Raw genomic sequence first — 716 nt, 5'->3', positions numbered from 1 at the left:
CTGAGGGTGCGGTGAGGGTTGAGTTCCTCGACGAGCTTCTCGAAGGGGACGTCCTGATGCTCGTAGGCGCCGAGCGTGGTGCGTTTCACCTGCGCGAGCAGCTCGCGGAAGCGGAGTCCCGGATGGAGCTGCGTGCGCAGCACGAGGGTGTTCACGAAGAAGCCGATGAGCCCCTCTGTCTCCGCTCGGGTGCGTCCCGCGATGGGGGAGCCGACGGAGAGGTCGTCCTGCCCGGAGTAGCGGGAGAGGAGGAGTTGCCAGACGGCGAGCAACGCCATGAAAGGCGTCACGCCCTCGCGCTGGCAGAACGCGAGGAGTCGCTCGTTCACGGAGGGAGGCAGGCGCACGGGGAAGGAGGCGCCCCGGTTCGACTGGACTGGCGGACGCGGCCGGTCGGTGGACAGCTCCAGGAAGGGAGGCGCGCCGGAAAGCTGCTGTCTCCAATAGGAGAGCTGCTGCTCCAACGCGTCGTCACGCAGCCATGAGCGCTGCCAGGCGGCGAAGTCCGCGTACTGCACGGGGAGGGTTTCCAGCCGAGGCGGCTGCCGGGTGGCGTGCGCGGAATAGAGCTCCGCCAGCTCACGGAGCAGGATTCCCGTGGACCAGCCGTCGGAGGCGATGTGATGGACCGTCCCGACGAGGACATGGCGCTGTGCGTCCAGTCGCAGCAGGAGCACGCGGAAGATGGGGCCGTGCTCCAGGTCGAAGGGCCGTGA

1 protein-coding gene is annotated in these 716 nt (G+C 68.3%); it reads right to left on the bottom strand.

Translation table 11 applies throughout. The features are described from left to right. Window positions 1–716 (bottom strand): condensation domain-containing protein (locus HUA78_RS45715; RefSeq protein ID WP_254624270.1); only part of this gene is annotated, 716 nt, incomplete at both ends.

Source organism: Myxococcus sp. CA033, assembly GCF_013336625.1.
GTDB classification, from domain to species: Bacteria; Myxococcota; Myxococcia; order Myxococcales; family Myxococcaceae; genus Myxococcus; species Myxococcus llanfairpwllgwyngyllgogerychwyrndrobwllllantysiliogogogochensis.
Note: the sequence above shows the minus strand (reverse complement) of the source record. Positions and strands in the feature narration are given on the sequence as shown.